Raw genomic sequence first — 15,996 nt, forward strand, 5'->3', positions numbered from 1 at the left:
CCCGCCGCCCGCCGCCCGCCGCCCGCCCGCCGTCGGCCGCTGCCGCCCGGGGCCCGTCCCGGCCTGCCGCCGGTTCCCGGCGCCGGCGCCGCGGCCCGGCGTGGGTCTCGTTGCCTGTACCGCCCTGCGGGAGACGCCCGTCATCCCTGCCGGCATCGGCTCGCACGGGGCGTGAATCTGTACGGATTGCGGGATTGTGCGCGAAGAATCCTGCAGAACAGTTGTTACTTGATCGACTGGCCCGGCCGGGTGAGGCGCCGGGGCGTGCGCCTGGTGATGCGTCGGAGTGCTCCGAACCGGAGGTGCGGCTTCCGGTATGGATGGGTGTAGCGGTCAGTGAATGTCAGGGGCATGTTCGGGGGAAGTGTGTGCGGTGCGCAGGTGAGTGTGACGGATATGTCCGTGTCTGGTAACCGGGGTCTGTGGGGGGTACGGTGGGGCTGGTGTCGGGTTGAGAGTGTGGCCATCGGCTCGCTTCGGGCCGTCTCCGAGAGTGCCTCTGCCGCCTGTTTCGGCTGGTGAGGTGCTGTTCTTGAGGGAGTGCCACCCATGTCTTCTGCTTCTTCCTCCGTACGCCGTATCGCCGCCACGGTCCTGGCCGCCGGCGCCGTTGTCTCCGCCGCCGCGCTGCCGGCGGCCGCGCACGACGGTGACCGTCACCAGCAGCGGCACCCGCGGGTGGAGATCAGCCGGGTCCAGGCCGACAGCCCCGGACGTGACGACCGCTCGAACCGGTCCCTGAACGCGGAGTGGGTGGAGATCACCAACACCACCCGCGACGCCGTCAACCTCCGCGGCTGGACGCTGCGCGACAGCGACGGCAACCGCTACCGATTCGATAACGTCCGCATCGCACGCCACGCCACCATCCGTATCCACAGCGGCAACGGACGCGACACCCGCACCGACCTCTTCCAGGACCGCCGCGACTACGTCTGGGACAACCGCGCCGACACCGCGACGCTGCGCGACGACCGCGGCCGCACGGTCGACACCGAGTCCTGGGGCCGCCGCCGCTGACCCCACGCGCAGGCCGGGCGCCAAGCCAGGGAGCCTGCGTGAGGTGATCTACCCGTGGCTGGACCATGCGGCCACCACCGCTGACCGGCACGCGCACGGGCCGTCGTCCCACCGGGCGACGGCCCGCACTGCTGCAGGGGGACGGGGACGGGGATGGGCGTGCAGCGGTTCCTCTGCGCACGTGCGCACTCGTCGAAGCCGACCGGGCCCGCCCCGGCACCGCTGAGCACCTGGCCGTCCTGCCCGGCATAACCGCTCGGATCCCGCCGCCGGGCCGCGGCCGCGCCGCGCCCGCGCTGGCAGCCCGGTGGCAAGCACCACGGCTCTGGGACTGGCCGAAGCCGTGGTGCTGCTCAGTCGGGCAGCGAGACGAGCCCTATCTCGTAGGCGGTGATCACGAGCTGGACCCGGTCCCGGGCGCCCAGTTTGGTGAGCAGGCGTGACACGTGCGACTTGGCGGTGGCCACCGTGATGAAGAGGTCCTCGGCGATCTCGGCGTTCGTCCGGCCGCGCCCAATGAGGGTCAGGACTTCCCGTTCCCGCTCGGTGATGCCCGCGACCGGCCGCGGGGAGCGCTGCGGGGGTTGTCCGGCGAAGTTGGCGATCAGTCGGCGCGTGACCCCCGGCGCGATCAGTGCGTCGCCGTCGGCGACCACGCGGATCGCCGCGAGGATGTCGTTCAGCGCCATGTCCTTGACCACGAAGCCGCTCGCTCCGGCCCGCAGCGCGCCGTAGACGTAGTCGTCCTCGTCGAACGTGGTCAGGACGAGGACGCGCGTCGCGGTCGGGCCGGTGGTGATCCGGTGGGTGGCTTCGATCCCGTCCATGCCGGGCATCCGGATGTCCATCACCACGACATCGGGGACGATGTCCCTGACCAGTTGGACCGCCTGGGCACCGGTTGCGGCTTCGCCGACGACCTCCAGGTCCGGGTGGTCGGCCATGACCAGGCGCAGGCCAGACCGCACCAGTGGCTGGTCGTCGGCTAGTACGACGCGTACGGGACTGCCGGTCATCGGGCGTTCACCGGAACTCCGGCGGGTTCGGGCAGCGGCAGCCGGGCCGTCACCCGGAAGCCGCCCTCGGGACGCGTTTCGGCGCTGAGGTCCCCGGACAACAGGGCGACCCGCTCCCGCATGCCCACGAGACCGAAGCCGTGGGCCGAGCCGTTCTTGGCGGCACCGCACCCATCGTCGACGACCTCCACGGCCAGCTCCATATCTCTGTAGTCGATGAACACCCGACAGCTTCCGGTGCCCGCGTGGCGGACCACGTTGGTCAGCGCCTCCTGAACGATACGGAAGGCGGACAAGTCGATGTCGGCCGGCAGAGGGCGCTCTTCCCCGATGCGGCGCACATCCACATGTACCCCCGCGTCGGCCGTGGCCGCCGCCAACCGGTCGATGTCCGCCAGACCCGGCGAGGGCGCGAGGGCCGCCCGCCCTCCCGAGGCCACCACACCGGGCTCTGCCTGACGAAGTGCCACCAAAGTACGCCGAAGGCCCGACAGGGTCTCCCTGCTGGTGACCTCGATGGCCCGCAGCGCCTCACCGGCCTCCAAGGGCCGGGTACGGATGACCTGGCTCGCCGCCCCGGCCTGGATGGCGATGATGCCGATGCTGTGCGCGACCATGTCGTGCAACTCCCGTGCGATCCGCAGCCGTTCGGCGATCACTGCCTCTGCCACCTCCTGTGCGCGCAGCGCCACCGCGTGCTCGCGGCGCTCGCGGCTCAGCAGACCGGCCGTGCAGGCCGCGGCCATCGCCAGGAGGGCGATCACGAGGTTGACCGTCAGGCTGTCACCGTGGGCGAAGCCGCCGACGAGCAAGAGCTGGACGGCTAGGGAGGTGGCCGCGGCGACGGTCGAAGCCCGCCGCGCGCGGGTGGCGACGATGAAGCCCAGGACCAGGTCCACCGCCAGATACGACAGGAACTCGCCCTGGTACGAAGCCGACAGGTCCACACCGGCGGAGCTCGGGGGACCCACCACCACGGCCGTGGACCCGAGGAGCGTCATGACCAGAGCCAGGACCGGCCTGCGTCGCAGAACGCCGACGAGCAGGCTCGCCGCCAACAGTGCCCCGATGCCATGGATCGTGCCCGAAGCCCGCGGCGCGCCTCCTACGAGCAGACCCACCGCGAGGACGTAGAGGACGCCCCCCAACCAGGCCATGACGTTCGTTCTCGTCATCGCAGGTGTGCCCTCTGGAGGCAGGGCGCCCCCTCCGGAGAACGGCCGCACGGTGCGACGCGCGTGGGCGACGGAGTGGTCGGTATGGCATTCATCCCGCGAGGTTATCCAGCCGACTACCTCGCGGCATCGGCCCGTGGGCGTACGACCACGGGCGAAGGCCGCCGCACGATTGCCGCCCACGGCCCCATGACCGGATGGGGCCCTCCCGGCAGGGTTGTCCACATGATCGAAGTCAATGAACTCACCAAGCGCTACGGTGGCAAGACTGCTGTCGACCAGCTGTCCTTCACCGTGCGGCCGGGCCAGGTCACCGGCTTCCTCGGCCCCAACGGAGCCGGTAAATCCACCACCCTGCGGATGATCCTCGGCCTGGAGGCGCCCACCGGCGGCGCCACCACCGTCAGCGGGGTCCCCTTCCGCAGCCACCCGCGCGGACTGCGGCACGTCGGCGCCCTCCTCGACGCAGGCCAGGTCCATGGCGGACGCACCGCCACGGCCCACCTGACCGCCCTGGCCCGCAGCAACGGGATCTCCCCCCGCCGAGTAGGCGAGGTCCTGCACGAAGTGGGCCTCGCCGATGCGGCGACCCGCCGCATCGGCGGGTTCTCGCTCGGCATGAAGCAGCGCCTCGGCGTCGCCACCGCCCTGCTCGGCGACCCGCCGGTGCTGATGTTCGACGAGCCGGTCAACGGCATGGACCCGGAAGGCGTGCTCTGGATGCGCCGCCTCTTCCGGCGCCTCGCGGCCGAGGGCCGCACCGTCTTCCTCTCCAGCCACCTCATGTCGGAGATGGAGAACACCGCCGACCAGCTCGTCGTCATCGGCCGAGGCCGGCTCATCGCCGCGGAGTCGGTACGGGACTTCGCGGCCCGCAGCACCTGCCTCGGCGTAGTGGTGGGCACGCGCCAAGCAGCCGAACTGACGGCGGTGCTGACCGCCGCCGGCGCATCGGTCGAGCCGGCGCGATCGGCGGGCGCCGAGAAGCTTGCCGTGACCGGACTGCCGACGGACCGGATCGCCGCGCTCGCCTTCGAGAACGGGATCCTGCTGAACGAGCTGACCACACGAACCGCCTCGCTGGAGGAGGCCTTCATGGAACTCACCGCCGACAGCGTCGAATACCAGGCAGGACAGCCCCGATGACCACACACGCCTCCGCCCTCGCGACCACGTCGGCCGCGTCCCTCGCCGAGCCGCCCGCCAGCTTCCGCGACCTGATCGCCTCCGAGTGGATCAAAATGCGGTCCCTGCGCTCCACCCCGTGGACGCTCGCGCTCACCGCCCTGTTCGTCATCGGGTCCGCCGCTGTATCGGCACTGGCGGAAATCAACAACCTCCGGACGATGAGCCCGGCCGCGAAGGCCGACCAGGGATTCCTCGTGTTCGTTGCTTTCCCCGCGGCCGGCTTCATGGCGCTGATGCTCGTCGCCGGCAGCGTCGGCGCCCTCACCGTCGTGAGCGAGTACAGCAGCGGCCTGATCCGCACCACCACCGTGGCCGTCCCCGCCCGTGGTGCGGTGTTGCTGGCCAAGGCGGTCGTCACCGCCGGGCTCTGGACCGCAGTCGGCACGGTCATCTCCACCGGCTGCTTCCTGGCCTCCCAAACCATCCTGAACGGGCAGCAGGCCGGGGTTTCCCCCACCCATCCCGGAGTGCTCCGGGCTCTGATGGCTTCCGCTCTGCTTGCCCCGGTCTGCGCACTGATCGGCCTCGGCCTCGGGGCCCTGATCAGACACAGCGCCACCACCATGGTCACCAGCGCCTTTACCCTGGTGATGCTGCCGCCGATCTTCTCGCAGAGCGCACGCTGGTCCGCCGCCATAAGCCATGCGATGCCGGTCACGGCATGGAAGCGCCTGGCCCAGAACTGGGCACCGGATCCCCACTCACTCGCCTACAGCGCCACCATCCCCAGCTCATGGGCCGTGTATGCGCTCTGGCCGCTGATCGCGGTCGTACTCGCTGTGGTCGTCGCGCGGCAACGCGACGTGTGAACGGGCCCCCGAGCAGCGCATATCACCCCCGGAGGAACAGGGGCAAGGCCCTCGAAGCTTGTCGCAGCCTCGTTGAACGTCTCTGGAGTCCGCTGCCACTGTCGGGGTCATGCGGTGGGCGTGGTGGGGTTGTTGGTGAAGATCCGGTTGAGGTGGTGGTGGAGTGCCGCGATGGCGGACTCCGGTGTCCGTTGGCCGACGAGGATGCTGGTGCCCATGGTCGCGGTTATGGCGAGCAGGCTGATCGCTTCCGTGCGGGCGTCGACGGTTGTGTCGGCCAGGGCGGTCTCCTGGGCCTGCTGGAGTAGTCCGGTCAGGGCGTTCTCGGCGGCGTCGGGGTTGTCGATGAAGGGTTGGGCGGCGAGTGCCTCGTCGGTCACAGAAAGGATCGCGTAGGAGCTGTACAGCAGGTGGAATGTGCGGCTCTCCTCGTCGGTCGGCAGCGAGGCCAGCAGTAGCGCCTCGATCGTGGCGCGCGGGCCCGGGTCCGGTCCGGCGGCGGCGAGGCGGGCGCCCACACGTGCGGTAAAGCGGTCAGTGAGGTGCTTGAGGCCGTAGAAGAGCAGCTTCTCCTTGGTCTCGAAGTAGTACTGGACGAGCCGTAGTGACACGCCGGCCTCGGCTGCGACGTCGCGCATGCCGACGGCATGCAGTCCGCGCCGTCCGGCGGCCTGGATGAGGGCGTCGGCGATCTGGACGCGCCGTTTCTCGTGGTCCACGTGCTTGGGCATGTGCAGTGTCTCCGGCTGTCGGTGGTGAGTTCGCGTCCGGCCCGCCCGGATTCACTTCATGGTACCGCCGTATCAACAACATGGTACGGTCGTATCACGAAGAATCGATCTTCCTGGAGGTGCCCCCATGCCCGAAACCACGACCCGTGCGCGCCGCGACGTCGGCCGCTACGTCAACGACCAGCTCCGCGACCGCTACTTCGCCGCGGCGGACGTGCTCTACGCGATGGGAGCACCCGCCCGCTCCGAGACCGACGTCGAGACGAGCTTCGGTACCACCCATGTCTACCGATACGGCCCCACCGACCCCAAGGCCGAGTCCCGCACGCCGATCGTCCTGATCCACGGCGCCGGCTACAGCTCCGCCATGTGGTACCCCAACACCCCCGGGCTCAGCCTCGACCGGCCCGTCTACGCCCTCGACACCCCGGGCGACGCCAACCGCAGCGTCCACCGCGAGCCCATGTGGCAACCCGAGCGCGCCGCCCAGTGGATGGACGAAGCCCTCGACGCGCTCGGCCTCGACAAGGTCCACCTCGTCGGCTCCTCCTACGGCGGCTGGCTTGTCCTCAACCAGGCCCACCGCCGCCCCGAACGCCTCGCCTCCGTCACCGCCCTCGACCCCGGCGGCCTGGAAAAGGTCGGCCTGCGCTTCTTCGCCTGGGTCTTCATCAGCCTCTTCGCCACCTTCGCCCCCAAGGCCCTGCGCCCCCGGCTCGCCAAGTGGCTGGACCAGCCGGTCATCGCCGTACCCGAGATGCGCAAGTGGATCCAACTCGGCGCCCGCGCGTACCGGATCCGCCGCCCCGCACCACTGCCGCTCGCCGAGGACGCGCTGCGGTCCATCCGGACCCCGCTGTACGTGATCATGGGCAAGCACAGCCTGCTCGTGCACCCCAAGCGGCAGCTGGAACGCGTACCGCGCCTGATACCCGGGGCCCGCGCCGAGATCATCAGCGCGACCGGGCACGGCCCGCAGATCGACCACCCGGACGTGGTCAACACCCGGATGCTGTGCTTCATGGAGGACATCGACTCCCTCGCCCCGGAGGGAAACCAGGGCACCACGTACGCATAAACGGGGCAGGCCGCACTCGGTTCTGGCACAGATCTCACGGAGCCTCCTCCCAGCGTTCGAACGCGAGGCGGCCGGGTCCGGCAGTGATCGATCTTGACGTGCACGAAGTGTGTGGTGTCGAGTTGACAGTGAGAACGCACCAGCGCATAGGGGATCGACGTGTTAATAGCGGAAGAGGGCGCTTTCGATCCTGTTGAGGTGCTGAACCTCTACGACTCGGTCGGCTGGGAGGGCTACACCAGCGACGTCGACAAGCTCTGCCGCGGTCTCGTGAACTCTCACCTTGTCATCACGGCACGAGACGGATCGGGATCCCTTCTGGGGCTGGCCCGGACGGTCTCCGATGACGAGCACATCTGTTACGTCCAGGACGTCGTGGTCAATCCGGCGCACCACAGGCAGGGGGTTGGACGGGCACTAGTCGAGCACCTGATGCGGCGCTACTCCCACTGCCGGTTCTTCCTCCTGTCCACGGACCACGAGTCGTCACCAGAGGGCAACCGCAACCACGCGTTCTACCGGAGCCTGGGCTTCCTGTCCTACGAGGAAAAGGCAATGGCAGGCTTCGGACTGCCGAGGAACCGCCCCGACCTGCGCGATACGGCTCCGTAGGCAAAAGATCTTGAGGAGTTGCGAAGTGCTACTCGGGGATGATCACCTTTCGGAGTAGTTCGAATCCGGTTCGGCCATAGAGCTCTCCTCAGCCGGGGGCACTCGGGACGTCCTGGACACCACCGAAGGGCTTGCCGCCGCTCATCGCGCAATCCCCGACGTGGACGCGCAGTGCTTTCGGTCCGGACCCGGTCCGGATGGATTCGAGCTTCCGATCCAGCGGCGGAGGCGGGGCTGGCGGGCCGCCTCGGCGACCAGTTGCGCCTTCAGCTCGCTGATTGCCCGATCCGCCAGCTTCTGCTGGCAACCCAGCCACGCCCGCACGGCCCGCCAGCTCTCCAGGCGGGCCTCGAGGCCGCTCATGAGGACCGCAGCCCGGGAACGGTGACGACGAACTCCTCAGCATTCCAGCGGACGCTCAACTCGCGCACCCCCTGCGGCCCGCCCGCGAGTACGGACGCGAAGCGGTCTTAGGGTCCGCTGACCGAGGGTCTGGACGTGCCCCGGGACTTGGACCTCGGCGACCGCGCGAAGGCCTTGGAGCAGCTCGGCGTGGGCCGGCTCGCGCACGCCACGATCGTCGGCCTGTCAAGGACGTCCTGCCCGAGACGGAGGTGGGTCTCCTGGTCGGCTCCCGCCAGTGGCCCCTGCTCGCGGCCCGCATGGACCGGATCCGCGACCAGGGGGGTCCCGCGCTCCTCGGCGCGCACCTGGCCCGCCTGAAGGCCGACACCGGCTGGAAGGACGGCCCCACGTCCACCACCGTGGGCCGGCTCGTGGACGCGACCTTGCGCTCCCTGACGACACCGCCCTCCGCCCCGGCCGCGCCCGCGTCCCGCGTCAGGGTGTCCCCGGCGGCGGCCCGCTCCCACTCCACCACCACCCCGGCCGCCGCGGCCCCCGGACAGCAGGCCCCAGCAGAGGCCGCGGTCCCCGCTCACCGGCAGCAGGCCGCATCGGCCCGGGGCGTGCCCGCTGACGGTGCCACCGGTACCCGGCCGCGCACGCCGCGAGCGGGCCCGGCCCCGCGTCACCTACGGGCGGCACCCCGGACATGGCCGCCGAGGAAGATCCTCAAGTACGGTCACCAGGACCCTGTCCGGCATAGAGGAGATTCAGCATGGCTACGGATGCGACCACCGGGCCGCAGTCGGTGGAGACCGAGATACGCGCGGACGTGATCGTGGTCCGCCCCACCGGCGAGCTCGACGTCGACCAGGCGCCCGCCCTGCGCACCGCACTCCTCGGAGCGCTGGCCCACACCGGCGGCCCCACCGACGTCGTCGTCGACCTCAGCCGTGTCGATTTCTGCGACTCCTCCGGCCTGAACGTCCTCATCCGCGCCATGCTCGTGGCCCGCAAGTCCGGCCGCGGCCTGCGCCTGGCCGCCCCGTGCACTCAGGTCGCCCGCCTGCTGGAGATGACCGGCGCCGACAAGACCTTCCCCCACCGCCCCTGACCGCACCCGGCCGCCGGCTCCCGTCCCGGCACAGGGCCCAGGGCCTCGGCGGGCGCGTGTCCGCGCGCGGGGGCGGTTCGTTGGAGAGACCGGGAGCCAACACCGTCCCGGGGGTCCGCCCCCGAGCTTCCGGGACGGGCCCCGGGCCCTGATGCCTGACTGCTTCCGCCACCGCGGGTCGGCCACCGCCGGGCCTGACGGTGGGGGGTACCGCGCACGGTGGAGCCGACGTCAGGCGTCAGGGCCACCCCGCACCGGGGCCCGCGGGCCCGCCCCGTTCTGCCGACCCGTCCGTCCCGGGCCCTTCAGCCGTCGGTGAGGGCGATGGCCGCGGTGATGCGTTTCCCCGCGGGGCCGCGCTCGATGGCGAAGGTGCGGGCGACGCCCACGACGATCGCGAGTCCCTGCTGTCCGATGCGCGGGGTGTCGGGGGCAGGATCACGGGCGGGTTCGGGTTGCTGTCCCACACGGCCACTTCCACACACCCCTCCCGCACTTCCAGGTCGAGCCGGCTCGGGCCGGGGGCGTACTTGCGGGTGTTGGTGACCAACTTGCTGACCACGAGCTCCACCAGGTCCAGGGCTCGGTCGCTGACAGGCGGTGGCGAACGTCCTGGACGGGCAACCGGGGGCAGGTCGGTGCCGCGCCGTAGCTAGCGCTGGCCTGTCTAGTCTGGCGTCGCCGGCCCCGCGGCCGTCAGCCGTCGTCGCCCCGGAGGTTCGCAGTGCAGGCAGTACGTGCACCTGGACGCCGCGCCGGTGCGGCCCATGCACCGCCGGCGGATGCCGCGCTCCCGGAGCGGGCCGCGGCCGTCCGCGCCGCCCCGAGCGTTACCGCCCGCCGCCCTCCCCAAGGGATGATGAGGGCCGGTGACGTTCCAGCGCGAGTGGGGCCTTCCCACCCACTTGCTATCGCCGCGGGGCGCACAGCTCCGTCACGGCTTGCTAACTATGGAGGGCACGATGCACAAGGCCGGAGACCTGGTTTCAGTGCTGGAGGGACCGGACAGGGGGAGGGTCCTGTCCGTCCGCTCCGTCCGAATGTTCGCCACCGACAACGGTTACTACCTGGCGGGCGGCGCTGGCCTCTACGGTCCGCGGATGGTCGCTCTCGAACAGGAGCGCACTGGCGGCAACCCTTGTGGAGAGCCGTGCGACGCTCGGGAGCACGGGCTGATCAGGACCTGCTACCACTGCCGGGGCGTGTGCTCGTGTGGGCCCCGCCTGGACCAGTAAGCCACCGTTCCGGCCCGTCCCGCGTCTGCGCTGCCGTCCCGCCCGGCGCTCGCTGCTGTGCTGTCCCGTGCCCATGCCCATGCCGGCAGTCTCACCTGCGGAGGAACCCGCCCGCTCCGCCCCGTGCCGGGCGCCGTGCTGGGACCTGCCCTGCCTCGGCCGCGTGCGTGGGGACTGTTCGGGTTCGTATGGCGGGGAGAGGGGTCATGCCGGGACCCGGGTTCCCGGTGGGTCCGCTCTGCTGCGGTGCCAGCGGCCGGGGCTGTGCCGTCCACGTCCCGCGCCCGCCCAGGCACGGTGCGCTCCGGCCTGGTGTTAGCCGGCTTGGTGGTCTGTGTGGAGGCTGTTGGGGTTGATGAGGGTGGTGAGGTGGTGGTGGGTTTCGGGGTCGGTGGCGTGTATGCGGGTGGTGTGGGTGCCGCGGGTGAGGAGGACGCGGTAGATGTTGAGGGCGAGGGGGAGGTATTCGTCGGGGGCGAGGTCGCGGAGGCGGGCGTCGTGGCTTTCGGCGGGGTGGGCGGTCCAGCGGTTGTCGCGCCAGGCGAGGTCGGGGCCGATGATGACGGCGGAGTGGTGGTACTCGAGGCCTTGGGCGGTGTAGACGCAGCCGACTTGCTGGTGGCCGCCGCTGTGGCTGGCCCAGAGCTGGCTGGCGGGTGCCAGCGGTTCGCCGTCGGCGGTGGTGAGGGCGGTGGAGGCGTTCCACGCGGCCTGCCAGACGCGGGGTCCGCCGGCGAGTGGGGTGCTGGTGATGCGGATGTCCAGGGGCAGGGTCCGGGCGGACTGGCGGGTGGGGGTCCACTTCCAGCAGAACCCGGCGGTGATCCGCGCGGTGTCGCCGGCGGCGGTGGCCCGTTCGACGCCCTCCTGGAGTCCGAAGGGGTCCGTACACACTCCGAGGTCGTAGCCGGCCTGCCCCGTCCAGGGGACCGGACGCCCGTACAGCAGGTCCTCGACCCAGTCGGTGTACGCCTTCGAACCTCGGCAGCGGAACGAGCCGGTGAGGGCCAGGCTGTGGTGGCGGCGTCCCGTCGCGCGCGCGTAGGCGTCGATCTCGGCGACGGAGACCCCTTCGTTCGGCCGGATGACCTGGCGCTCGTCGAGGAACACCACCACCAGCGGGACCCGGTCGAGGACCGCGGCGAGTTCGGGCGCCATCCGCCCCCCGGACCTCGCCATGCGCTGCGCCTCGTCGATGACGATGGCCCGTGCCCGGCTGGCGGTGCTGCGCAGGCTGGAGGCGGAGGGGAAGAGCTCGCGGGCTCCGGGGTGGTCGGCGGTGGCGTCCAGGAGGTGGGAGCGCAGTGTGCCGGAGGGGGTGATGAAGCGGGGGGATGCGTCGGGGTGCTCGCGCATGAAGTGGCTGAGCAGCCGTACGGCCAGCGCTGATTTGCCGCTGCCGGGTCCCCCCTGGACGGTGATGACCGCCCCGCGCCCGGGCGGAATCCCGCCGGATCCGGGTTCGGCCGCCGGCGGGGCGGCCGCGTGTCGCAGGCTCTGCGCGGCCTTGTCACGGATCCGGTTGAAGGCGTCCTGCTGGTCGCCGACCAGGGCGAAGGCGGGCTTGCCCGCCAGAACGGCCCCGACGTGGTCGAGGAGCCCGGCCGACGGAGCCCACCGGATGCCCTCGAACGCGGCGACCTGATCGCGGCCGACCGCGCCCGCGTCGTCGCAGCGCAGCAGGCGGGCCAACGCCGCGGGCGGCGCGGTCAGATCGCCGGCGGTCAGGACGGGAATGTCGTCGAACGCCGGGGCTGCCGAGCCGAGCGCCGCCCCCTGCTCGGCGGAGGCGTCGTGCAGCACCACAACGGCGCGCAACTCCAGGCGGGGCGCCCCCTCGGGCCGCCAGTACCGGAAGAAGCTCCGGTAGGCGGCGACCTGGTAGACGGGATGCGTGGTCACCACCCCGTCGCTGCGCATGACCCGGCCGCCGTCCAGGATCCGGCAGGTCTGCCACTGCTTCAGCTCGACCACCACCAGGGTGAGCCCGCCGCCTGGTGCGCTGCCGACCAGCAGCGCGTCCAGGCGCCGTCCTCCGCCCGGCGTCCCGTACTCCAGGTACACCCGTAAATCCGACAGCCCGGCCCGCATCAGGGCTTCGAAGAGGGGTGGCCAGCTCGCACGCCAGCTCCGCACCTCGCCTTCGTCCGGGTTACCGAACCCGGACGCGCGGTACCGCTCGACGCACCGCGCGATGAACGCGGGGCTGCCCACCAGCGCGGCGATCTCCCCGACTGAGCCGGCCGCCGCGCACGCCACGCCGCCCGCCGGCGCCTGCTCCGGAGGCGTCGTTTGGGCGGGAATGGTGTGCCTGTCGTTCGCCATCTCCGTACGGGCCCTGTCGCTCACGGTCGTTCCCCCGGTTCCTGTCGGCGAGCTCGGCCGACAACGGCTGCTTCAGCGTCAGCCGGCCCGCGGCGCGGCGAAGGGCCGGCGCCGCTCAGTCGTCGCTGATCGGTTGTCAACGGGGCCCGTCACACTGGGAGTACAGCGTTGACACCCGTTGGATCATGAGATGAGGAAACACTATAGACCTGTCGATAGCAACCCGCTTATGATGCCCTGCATGAAGATGTCGACGTTCGTCATGGTCCATGTCGGCCAGAGCACCGAGTCCCAACGCAACCTCGAGCACGGCATCGAGACCCTCTCCTGGGGCTTCCCCGAGAAGAAGCCCGAGTACGACACCGCACAGCCCCGCTTCGCGGTCCTGGCCACCGGCGCCTCCCCCCGCGTGCAGCTGCCCGACTGGCTGCGGGGCACCGCCACCCTCTACCTCTTCCAGGTCCGCGGCGGCTTCTACGAAGGCCAGGCCTGGCACTGGCCCGACGAGGAAGCCGAACGCCGTCTGAAGTACCCCCAGCGCTTCGGCATCGAACCCCTCGCCAAGCTCGAGAACGTCCCCCTCGGCCCCGAAGGCCCGCTCACCGAAGCCGGCAGCGACGCCATCCGCCGCTCGGGCACCGACAGAGGCATGGGCAAGCTCGTCCAGATGCCCGCCCAACGCCTCCTTCAACTCGCCGGCATCCCCTTCGACCCCGACGACCCCGAAGACGTCCCCCTGGACGAGTCACCCGGCTTCACCGCCGACCAGGTCGAGGGAAAGAAGAAGCCGCAGCGCCGCCGCCGCGGCGCCGGCTACATCTCGGACCCCAAGAAGCGCAAGACCATCGAGGAGCACGCCGAGCAACGGGCCATCACCCACTACGAGAACGAGGGCTGGACCATCGAAAAACTCGGCAAGCCCTACGACCTGCGCTGCACCCGCGGCACGGAAGAACGCCACGTCGAGGTAAAGGGCACCACGGGCGCCGCGACGAGCGTGGAGCTGACCATCAACGAAGTCCTCCACGCGCGGGACAAGGGCAACACCGTCGACCTCTACGTCGTAAGCGACATCAGGGTCGACACCCACACCGACCCCTACACGGCCAGCGGAGGAACCGTCTCCCACTACACCGACTGGGAACCCGCCGACGAAGACCTCAGGCCCCGCAAGTACGAATACCGACTCCCGGAAACCACCGCATGAGACGCACGCCGGCCACAGGAAGCGAGTCGATGGGCTCAGCGCCCGGACGCCTGTCCTGTGACCGACACCCCGCCGTGAACATCCCGGCCCCGCTCCCCGAACTCCTCGTCTCCATACCGGGCTACCGGGAGTCGTTCACCGTGGGGACGCACCACGCGGCCGGAGACCTCCCGATCTAGTGCCTGTCTGCGAACGCCGATGTAACCCTTGGATGAAACCCTTGCCATACATCCAAGGATTGCTATCTTGGATGTATGGCAACCAACGAGAAGCCCCGACTGATTCCGACCGGCAAGTGCTGGTGCGGCTGCGGGAAGGACGTCAGCCTCGGCAAGTTCTTCGCTGCCGGTCACGACAAGATCGCCGAAGCAGCGCTCATGGCGCTCAAGTACGACGGGTCTGTCGCCCAGTTTCTCCACGCCCACGGCTACGGCTCGCACCACTCAGTCCGACACGCCGCTGTCGCCGACCCGAACTGCTCGTGGGAGAAGTGCGCCGACTGCAAGTACAGCGGCGCCCCCGCCAGCATTGCCAACCACCGTAAGAAGGACCACCCCGAGGGCTGAGCTCAGCGTCCGTCCGCCTCGGCGTGGGCCCAGGCGACGCCGGCCGGATGCGGACGCGGACCGCGCGGGTGCGCCCCGGTCCTCATCGGTCGGTTCGGCCTCGGCGGCCAGGCGGGCCCGGCGGGCAGCCGGAGGTGCCGGGGGAGTAGCGGGGCGGGGGCCGGTGCCCAGGAGGCGGCGCTCGATCATTCCGCGAGTCTGGACTATGCCTGATTCCCCTTTCGAAGGGGGGAACCGGCACTCCTTCCCCTGCGCCGCCTGTGGCCGTGAAGGTGGGACTCGTACGCCCCGCCGGGCGGCCACTCAATAGCCGGAGGGGCCAAGAGGTTCGTACGCCTACACACGCAACCCCCGCATTCAAGATTTTTAGACGGAGGATCGGGGGATTCCTGCACGTCAGCGCTATCGAATGAGCCCCGCCCGGCTCGCAGGGTGGTGTCAGGTAAAACCTCGCGCCGCCCCTCCTGCTGTCTGGCCACCCGACACCAGGGGGTGCGGGGCTAGGTGCTCCGCGCCGCAGTCTGCGGATCGTCCGCAGGCCACCAACGGGAGGGAACCCCCTCATGTCCGCCACCATCGAACAGCAACCCCAGAACCAGCCGGCTCCGCAGCGCCCGAACACCGACCCCGTGTTGCTCCTGGTGGTGGGGATCGTCGTCCTCCTGGCCCTGGGCGCCACGCTCTACCTGTGCGTGGTCCACCGCTCGCTGGCCGGTCCGATCGGCGCCGTGGGCGGGGTGGCCTCGGCCCTGGCCGCCGCGTTCGGCGTGGCGCTCGCCCTGCGCCGTAGGTGACCCGCAGGGCCCCGCCGAGTGATTGCCGGGTAGTCACTCGTCAGTCTCGGCGGGGTCACCACCGGCGCTTGCCCTGCTCCACCGCGGCCGCCTCCGGCGCGGGGGCAGGGGGCGGTGCCCAGGCACGCGGCGGCAGCGGGTGGCATGAGGAAGGTCCTCGCACGGCCGGCTCCGCGAGGCGGGCGCGGGCCGCGCGGGACTTCCAGCGTTCCAGCGTGCGGCCGGGGCGGGGGAATGGCCGCCGGGGCGGCCCGTTCCCGCTCCACCACCACCCCGGCCGCCGCGGCCCCCGGGCAGCCGGCCCCGGCAGAGGTCGCGGTCCCCGCTCACCGGCAGCAGGCCGCACCGGGCAAGGGCGCGGGGCGCACGCGGTGATGGCGAAGGTTCCTGCACCCGGACGGCGCGGGCGGGGCTTGCGGGCGGGCGCGGACCGGGTACGTGCGGCTTGGTGGGCGACGTCGGCTCGGGACCGGATCGCTGTCGACGGCCTGCTGCTGTCCGGCTTGCTGTTCGCGGCCGCCTGGCGGGCGGGCCACCTCGGCACGGCGCAGGCTGACTTCGTCCTGTCGGTCCCGGGCGCGGCCCGGCCCCGGCGCGCCCGGTTCCCGGTGCCGTCGCCGCCCGGTCCCGCGTCCGGCGCCGCTCCGGCGCCCCCGCCACCGGCCGCCCGGTCCCGCCGCTGCGCCCCGCGTCTGCCCCTGCCCCCGCCTCCGGTCGCGGGGCCCCCCCCCCCCCCCCCCCCCCCCCCCCCCCCCCCCCCCACCCCCCCCCCCCCCAGCGC

At 71.2% G+C, this 15,996-nt stretch carries 15 protein-coding genes; 10 read left to right on the top strand and 5 right to left on the bottom strand.

Annotated features, from left to right (window positions below; all coding sequences use genetic code 11):
• Positions 1–549: 549 nt before the first annotated feature.
• Positions 550–1,020, top strand: a complete 471-nt coding sequence (locus tag ACFWU6_RS32210) for a lamin tail domain-containing protein (protein WP_383984831.1) — start codon at positions 550–552, stop codon at positions 1,018–1,020.
• A 353-nt stretch (positions 1,021–1,373) separates the two neighbouring features.
• On the opposite strand, the gene ACFWU6_RS32215 is transcribed toward ACFWU6_RS32210, so the two are convergent.
• A complete protein-coding gene (locus ACFWU6_RS32215; RefSeq protein WP_383984833.1) occupies positions 1,374–2,036 on the bottom strand; it encodes a response regulator in 663 nt (220 codons plus the stop codon).
• Positions 2,033–3,211: a sensor histidine kinase gene (locus ACFWU6_RS32220; RefSeq protein WP_383984836.1), complete on the bottom strand. Its 1,179-nt coding sequence runs from the start codon at positions 3,209–3,211 to the stop codon at positions 2,033–2,035. Before ACFWU6_RS32220 ends, ACFWU6_RS32215 begins: the two co-directional genes overlap by 4 nt.
• 225 nt (positions 3,212–3,436) lie before the next feature.
• Here ACFWU6_RS32220 and ACFWU6_RS32225 point away from each other — a divergent pair, with 225 nt between their 5' ends.
• Complete coding sequence (locus ACFWU6_RS32225) at positions 3,437–4,357, top strand: ATP-binding cassette domain-containing protein (RefSeq protein WP_383984839.1); 921 nt, start codon at positions 3,437–3,439, stop codon at positions 4,355–4,357.
• On the top strand, positions 4,354–5,208 hold the full coding sequence (locus tag ACFWU6_RS32230; RefSeq protein WP_383984842.1) for an ABC transporter permease: 855 nt from the start codon (positions 4,354–4,356) through the stop codon (positions 5,206–5,208). The genes ACFWU6_RS32225 and ACFWU6_RS32230 overlap by 4 nt, the downstream gene beginning before the upstream one ends.
• A gap of 107 nt (positions 5,209–5,315) precedes the next feature.
• Here the strand turns inward: ACFWU6_RS32230 and ACFWU6_RS32235 are convergent, their stop codons facing one another.
• Positions 5,316–5,939, bottom strand: a complete 624-nt coding sequence (locus tag ACFWU6_RS32235; protein WP_383805604.1) for a TetR/AcrR family transcriptional regulator — start codon at positions 5,937–5,939, stop codon at positions 5,316–5,318.
• A 127-nt stretch (positions 5,940–6,066) separates the two neighbouring features.
• Between ACFWU6_RS32235 and ACFWU6_RS32240 the strand changes: the two genes are divergently transcribed.
• From ACFWU6_RS32240 to ACFWU6_RS32250, 3 genes are all read left to right on the top strand, one after another.
• Positions 6,067–7,017: an alpha/beta fold hydrolase gene (locus ACFWU6_RS32240; protein WP_383805602.1), complete on the top strand. Its 951-nt coding sequence runs from the start codon at positions 6,067–6,069 to the stop codon at positions 7,015–7,017.
• Between the two features lie 198 nt (positions 7,018–7,215).
• A complete protein-coding gene (locus ACFWU6_RS32245) occupies positions 7,216–7,629 on the top strand; it encodes a GNAT family N-acetyltransferase (protein ID WP_383984844.1) in 414 nt (137 codons plus the stop codon).
• A 1,120-nt stretch (positions 7,630–8,749) separates the two neighbouring features.
• On the top strand, positions 8,750–9,088 hold the full coding sequence (locus ACFWU6_RS32250) for an STAS domain-containing protein (RefSeq protein WP_383805598.1): 339 nt from the start codon (positions 8,750–8,752) through the stop codon (positions 9,086–9,088).
• A gap of 305 nt (positions 9,089–9,393) precedes the next feature.
• Here ACFWU6_RS32250 and ACFWU6_RS32255 read toward each other — a convergent pair whose 3' ends face one another.
• The gene (locus ACFWU6_RS32255; RefSeq protein ID WP_383805596.1) at positions 9,394–9,555 is read right to left on the bottom strand and encodes a hypothetical protein; all 162 of its coding nucleotides are present in this window, start codon (positions 9,553–9,555) and stop codon (positions 9,394–9,396) included.
• Positions 9,556–10,638: 1,083 nt separating this feature from the next.
• Positions 10,639–12,672 (bottom strand): DNA/RNA helicase domain-containing protein, encoded by a 2,034-nt coding sequence (locus tag ACFWU6_RS32260; RefSeq protein WP_383984847.1) that lies wholly within the window; start codon positions 12,670–12,672, stop codon positions 10,639–10,641.
• Between the two features lie 217 nt (positions 12,673–12,889).
• On the opposite strand from ACFWU6_RS32260, the gene ACFWU6_RS32265 reads away from it, so the two are divergent.
• From ACFWU6_RS32265 to ACFWU6_RS32280, 4 genes are all read left to right on the top strand, one after another.
• Positions 12,890–13,855 carry a DUF3883 domain-containing protein gene (locus tag ACFWU6_RS32265; protein WP_383984850.1) on the top strand — a complete coding sequence of 322 codons (966 nt, stop codon included), beginning with the start codon at positions 12,890–12,892 and terminating at the stop codon, positions 13,853–13,855.
• Positions 13,856–13,884: 29 nt separating this feature from the next.
• Positions 13,885–14,034: a hypothetical protein gene (locus ACFWU6_RS32270; protein WP_383984853.1), complete on the top strand. Its 150-nt coding sequence runs from the start codon at positions 13,885–13,887 to the stop codon at positions 14,032–14,034.
• Between the two features lie 75 nt (positions 14,035–14,109).
• Positions 14,110–14,421 carry a hypothetical protein gene (locus ACFWU6_RS32275; RefSeq protein ID WP_383984856.1) on the top strand — a complete coding sequence of 104 codons (312 nt, stop codon included), beginning with the start codon at positions 14,110–14,112 and terminating at the stop codon, positions 14,419–14,421.
• 563 nt (positions 14,422–14,984) lie between these two features.
• Positions 14,985–15,215, top strand: coding sequence for a hypothetical protein (locus ACFWU6_RS32280; protein ID WP_383984859.1), 231 nt, complete (start codon positions 14,985–14,987; stop codon positions 15,213–15,215).
• The last annotated feature ends 781 nt before the right edge of the window (positions 15,216–15,996 follow it).

This window comes from Streptomyces sp. NPDC058674 (assembly GCF_042716505.1).
Classification (GTDB): domain Bacteria; phylum Actinomycetota; class Actinomycetes; order Streptomycetales; family Streptomycetaceae; genus Streptomyces.

What these genes read in the sequence shown, in the direction of transcription:
- ACFWU6_RS32275 (WP_383984856.1), top strand. Translation starts at nt 14,110, where the DNA reads ATGGCAACCAACGAGAAGCCCCGACTGATTCCGACCGGCAAGTGCTGG.
- ACFWU6_RS32235 (WP_383805604.1), bottom strand. Translation starts at nt 5,939, where the DNA reads ATGCCCAAGCACGTGGACCACGAGAAACGGCGCGTCCAGATCGCCGAC.
- ACFWU6_RS32280 (WP_383984859.1), top strand. Translation starts at nt 14,985, where the DNA reads ATGTCCGCCACCATCGAACAGCAACCCCAGAACCAGCCGGCTCCGCAG.
- ACFWU6_RS32265 (WP_383984850.1), top strand. Translation starts at nt 12,890, where the DNA reads ATGAAGATGTCGACGTTCGTCATGGTCCATGTCGGCCAGAGCACCGAG.
- ACFWU6_RS32250 (WP_383805598.1), top strand. Translation starts at nt 8,750, where the DNA reads ATGGCTACGGATGCGACCACCGGGCCGCAGTCGGTGGAGACCGAGATA.
- ACFWU6_RS32270 (WP_383984853.1), top strand. Translation starts at nt 13,885, where the DNA reads ATGGGCTCAGCGCCCGGACGCCTGTCCTGTGACCGACACCCCGCCGTG.
- ACFWU6_RS32220 (WP_383984836.1), bottom strand. Translation starts at nt 3,211, where the DNA reads ATGACGAGAACGAACGTCATGGCCTGGTTGGGGGGCGTCCTCTACGTC.
- ACFWU6_RS32230 (WP_383984842.1), top strand. Translation starts at nt 4,354, where the DNA reads ATGACCACACACGCCTCCGCCCTCGCGACCACGTCGGCCGCGTCCCTC.
- ACFWU6_RS32225 (WP_383984839.1), top strand. Translation starts at nt 3,437, where the DNA reads ATGATCGAAGTCAATGAACTCACCAAGCGCTACGGTGGCAAGACTGCT.
- ACFWU6_RS32215 (WP_383984833.1), bottom strand. Translation starts at nt 2,036, where the DNA reads ATGACCGGCAGTCCCGTACGCGTCGTACTAGCCGACGACCAGCCACTG.
- ACFWU6_RS32210 (WP_383984831.1), top strand. Translation starts at nt 550, where the DNA reads ATGTCTTCTGCTTCTTCCTCCGTACGCCGTATCGCCGCCACGGTCCTG.
- ACFWU6_RS32240 (WP_383805602.1), top strand. Translation starts at nt 6,067, where the DNA reads ATGCCCGAAACCACGACCCGTGCGCGCCGCGACGTCGGCCGCTACGTC.